The following is a 4,210-nucleotide window of genomic DNA, read 5'->3' on the forward strand; positions in this document are numbered from 1 at the left end:
GGCCCGGCACGGGACTGGTCGTCGCCCGGGACGAGCCCCTGGCGGTCGTGCCGCCGGTGGCCGAGGACGTCACGGGGTCGGTCGCGCTGCGGGCGGCCGGGGACGCGGTCGCCTCCGGTGTGCCGCTCGCCCCGGGATTCCACGCCGCGCTGGCGGTGGCTCCGTACGGGCCACGGGAGGCGGAGCGGGTCGGCGGCCGTGGCGCGCTGGCGGTGACGCCACCGGACGCGGTCGCCCAGCACGGCATGCTGATCCGTCTGGAGGACACGGCGCTGCGGGTGGACCACGACGCCGGCCTGTACGACGAGAGCGCCGTCGCCGTGTTCGCGGAGCGGCTGCTCGCCGTGCTGGACGGTCTGCTGGACGACCTGCCCGTGCACGCGGTCGACGGGGTCGGGGCGGCGGAGCGGGCGGCGCTGGACCGCTGGTCGCGGGGTCCGGAGACGGCCGTGCCCACCGGCTGTCTGCACACGCTGATCGAGGAGCACGCCAGGCGTACCCCGCACGCGCCGGCCGTGCGGTGCGGGCAGACCGAGCTGACCCACGGGCAACTGGACGCGGACGCCAACCGGGTGGCCCGTCTGCTGCGGTCGGCCGGGGCGGGCCGCGGCACGCTGGTGGCGCTGCTGACCGACCGCTCCGCCTGGTCGGTGACCGCGATGCTGGGCACCCTGAAGGCCGGCGCCGCCTATGTGCCGATCGAGCCGACGTACCCCCCGGCGCGGGTCTTGCGCATCCTGGCCGACGCCGGGGCCGTGGCCCTGCTCACCGCCCGGCGGCCGGAGTTCGACGTGCCGGTGCCGGTGCTGACGGCCGACGGGGCGGCCGGGCTGCCGGGCACCCCGCCCGGCGTGCCGGTCACCCCCGACGAACTCGCGTACGTCATCTACACGTCCGGCTCGACCGGCACTCCCAAGGGCATCGGCGTGCACCACCGGGCGATCGTCGCGTCCACCGCGGCGCGGGCGGCGGGCGGTCCGCCGCCCGGCCGGGACCTCGTACTGCCGCCGCTGTGCTTCGACGGCGCGGCCGGCGGCATGTACTGGGCGCTGACCTCGGGGGGCACGGTGGTGCTGCCCACCGAGAGCGAGGCGCACGACCCGATGGCGCTGCGCGGCCTGCTCGGCTCGGCGGCCGTCACCCACGTCCACGCCGTGCCCTCGCACTACCGCGTCCTGCTCCAGGTCGCCGGGCCCGAGGTGCTCGACCGCTTCGCCATGGTGGCCGTGGGAGGCGAACCGCTCAGCCCGCAGATCGTCGCCGAGCATCTGCAACGGTGCCCGGGGGCGCCGCTGTTCAACGACTACGGGCCGACCGAGTGCGCCGTCTGGGCCACCACGCACCGCTGCGGCCCCGCCGAGGCGGCCGGCGCGGCCGTCCCGATCGGGCGCCCGGTGCCCGGCTACCGGGCGTACGTGCTGGACGGGCGGCTGCGGCCGGTACCGCCCGGGATTCCCGGCGAGATCTATCTGGGCGGGGCGGGGGTGGCCCGCGGCTACCACCGCCGGGCGGCGCTGACGGCCGAACGGTTCCTGCCCGATCCCCACCGGCCCGGCGAGCGGCTGTACCGGACCGGGGACCGCGGGCGGTGGGGGCAGGACGGCCGGCTGCGCATCCTGGGCCGGGTGGACCACCAGGTGAAGGTGCGCGGTCACCGGATCGAACTCGGCGACGTGGAGGCGGCGTTGCGCACCCATCCGGCGGTGCGCGACTGCGCGGTGCTGCTGCGCGCGGACCACGCCGTGGAACGGCTCGTCGCCTTCGTGGTGGCGGGACCGGACACGACCGTCGGGGAACTTCGGCGGGGGATAGCCGAATCGCTGCCGGAGCAGATGCGTCCCGATCACATCGCCCTGCTCGCGGAACTGCCGAGAACACCCGGTGGAAAGGTGGACACACCGGCACTCCGCACCATGGCGATCTCCGGCCGGCGGGCATAGCGGATGCCCGAACGGGCGAACGCCGAGAAGAACACCCGGGAAACCGGGCCTGTTCACGCCAGTCCGCATTTTGCACTGTGCAGGAACCAGCGGTCCGGGAGAGATTCTCCACAGCCCCCATGACAACCCCGGAGCACGGGTACAACATGACTAGAGGACGCTCCCAGGCTTCTCGGCCGACCCGAATCACTCTGGCGCATGGAGGATGATCTTGTCCATTCAAAATGGTTATTCATCTTTCAATACCGGTCGTTCGCGCGAAAGTCGCGACGACAATGGACGTGACATCTTCTTTCGCATCCTGGGGCCCCTTCAGGTCATCATCCACAGCAAACCCATTCGCGTGGGCCGCAATCGCCAACTGACCGTCCTGGCGGCTTTATTACTCCACGCGAACCGCGTTGTTCCCGTCAATTCGCTCATCGACGCGGTCTGGCGCTCCACTCCGCCCGCCACGGCGGACAAACAGATCCAGACGTGTGTCTGGCGGCTGCGGAACGCTTTCGCCGCGGCGGGCGCCCCGGTCAATCTGATCGAGACCGAGCAGGGCGGCTACCGCATATGCCTCGGCGAGGACGATCTCGACGCCCACGCCTTCGAGAAGGCGGTGCGCCGGGCCCGCGCGCTGGTGGCCGAGGGTGAACTGGATCCCGCCACCGCCGAATACCAGCGGGCGCTCGCCTTCTTCCGGGGGCAACCGCTCGCCGACATCTCGGGACCGCTGACCTACGCGGCGGCCGCGCACTGGGAGGAACGCCGTTTCTCGGTCCTGGAGGAATGGCTCGACGTGGGTCTCACGCTCGGCCGCCACGCGGAACTCATCAGTGAACTCAAACCCCTGGTCGCCGAATACCCGATGCGGGAACGGCTCTGCGCACAGTTGATGACAGCGCTGCATCTCTCGCAGCGCCGCGCCGAGGCCCTCACCGTCTACCGCAACAGCAGGCTGGCCCAGATCAAGAACCTCGGGCTGGAGCCGAGTGCCGGACTTCAGGAGCTGCATCAGAAGATCCTTTCCGGCGGTCCGATCGGCCCGCCGTCGGCGGCCGTGCACCAGCCGGTCCCGGCACCGGCCAAAGTGCCCGCCCAACTGCCGCCCCACACCAAGGACTTCACCGGCCGGCGCGAGCTGCTCCACCGTGTCACGTCGGATCTGCTCGCGAGCGGCGGACCGCGCGTCGTGGCGCTCTCGGGCTGCGCGGGCAGCGGCAAGACCGCCCTCGCCATCCACGCCGGGCTCGCCCTGCGGCAGCACTTCCCCGACGGCCAGCTCTACGCGGACCTGCGCGGCCAGACCGAACCCGTACCCGCGCTGGAGGTGCTGAACGGTTTCCTCGACGCGCTGGGGGTGCCCGAGCACCGCATCCCGGCGGGCCTGGCCGCGCGCGCCGCGCTGTTCCGCAGCGTCACCGCCCCCAAGCGGCTGCTGATCGTACTGGACGACGTGTCCGAGTCGAACCGCTACGAGGCCCTGCTGCCCAACGGCGAGAGCGCGGTGCTGTGCACCGGCCGGTCGAGGCTGCTGAAGATCTCCGGTCTGACCGAGCACGGCGTCGACGGCCTGTCCACGGACGAGGCGCTGGACCTGCTCGGCTCCCTCGTGGGCCGGGAACGGGTCTGCGCCGAGGTCGACAGCGCCCGGCGGATCGCCGCGCTGTGCGGGCACCTGCCGCTCGCCATCAGGGCCGCCGGGGCGCGGCTGCGGGCCAGGCCGCAGTGCACCCTGCGGAGCTTCACCGAACGTCTGGCGACCCGGCAGAACCGGATCGCCGAACTCTCCATCGGCTGGCTGGACATGGGGGCGCGACTCGAAGGCACGCTCGACCATCTGCCGCCCACCGCGTACCGGCTGTGGCTGCGGCTCAGCCTGTGCGATCTGGAGTGCGTCCCCGAGTGGATGGCCTCCGTCGTCTCCGACCGGCCCGGCGAGGACACCCAGCGGCTGCTGGACACGCTGGTCAACCTGCATCTGCTGGCCGTCGCCCCGGGCGAGGACCGGGGCTGCCCGACCTACGCGTTCAACTCGCTGGTCCGCGACCACGCCCGGCAGCGCGCGTCGGCCGAACTCGGGCCCGTCGCCGCCCAGGACGTGGTGGACCGGATCACACTGGCCCGGTGCGGCCGCACCGGTGCGGGACTGTCCGGCGGGCACCAGCGGGACGGGGAGCGCGCGGTCTATGACACGCAGACGGTATGACTCCCCCACGGGCGACCGCCCGCGGGCCGGTGGCGGCGGGCCGGCCGCCACCGGCCCGCGGGACCCGGCGGCC

At 73.0% G+C, this 4,210-nt stretch carries 2 protein-coding genes; both read left to right on the forward strand.

Annotated features, from left to right (window positions below; genetic code table 11):
• On the forward strand, positions 1-1,940 hold a 1,940-nt coding region (locus SZN_RS35865), incomplete at its 5' end, for an amino acid adenylation domain-containing protein (RefSeq protein WP_007505262.1).
• 343 nt (positions 1,941-2,283) lie between these two features.
• Positions 2,284-4,137 carry an AfsR/SARP family transcriptional regulator gene (locus SZN_RS35870; RefSeq protein ID WP_007505263.1) on the forward strand — a complete coding sequence of 618 codons (1,854 nt, stop codon included), beginning with the start codon at positions 2,284-2,286 and terminating at the stop codon, positions 4,135-4,137.
• The last annotated feature ends 73 nt before the right edge of the window (positions 4,138-4,210 follow it).

Source organism: Streptomyces zinciresistens K42, from assembly GCF_000225525.1.
Lineage (GTDB): Bacteria > Actinomycetota > Actinomycetes > Streptomycetales > Streptomycetaceae > Streptomyces > Streptomyces zinciresistens.